This is a genomic window from Mesorhizobium sp. BHbdii (assembly GCF_053848045.1).
In genome coordinates, this window is the sequence record NZ_JBSPKX010000101.1 from 1 (window position 1) to 557 (window position 557).

The window sequence follows — 557 nt, forward strand, 5'->3', positions numbered from 1 at the left end:
GTATCCGGCATTGTTGACCATGATGTCGATGCGGCCGAAGGCGCTTTCGGCGGCATAGACCATCTCGTCGAATTCGGAGCGCAGCGAGACATCGGTCTGCGTCCAGATCGCCGTCTCGCCGATCTCGCCGGCGACGCGCTCCGCCCCCTTGGCATTGAGATCGGCGACAACGACCCTGGCCCCCTCCTGCGCGAAGCGCTTGGCCATGCCTTCGCCGAAGCCTGAAGCCGCGCCGGTGATGATGGCGACCTTGTTTTCCAGACGCATGCCTTGTCCGCTCATCGATGTCTTCCTGGAATCAATTAGGCGACTGACCGGCGCGGCCCATGCCGCGACAGACAAGGCGCCATTTCTCCCTTAGCTTTCGTCACATTCACGTTCTATGCTGCAACTGCGAAAGCTTCCGGAGTCTTCGTTCACCGACAAGCCTCCGGCAAGCGCCAGTGTCAAGCGCACATGTGGATCCAATCAATATCCAGCGATTGGTCCTCGATGTGACACCATGGCACTGGAAAATTTAAATCGATTAGAATATATCAGCCGCGTACTCGCGACCG

Annotated in this window: 1 protein-coding gene; it reads right to left on the minus strand. The window is 58.5% G+C overall.

The genetic code is table 11. The features are described 5' to 3' along the window. A partial coding sequence (locus ACWTU8_RS32055) for an SDR family NAD(P)-dependent oxidoreductase (RefSeq protein WP_455851284.1) occupies nt 1-267 on the minus strand: 267 nt, incomplete at its 3' end. Nucleotides 268-557: the final 290 nt, after the last annotated feature.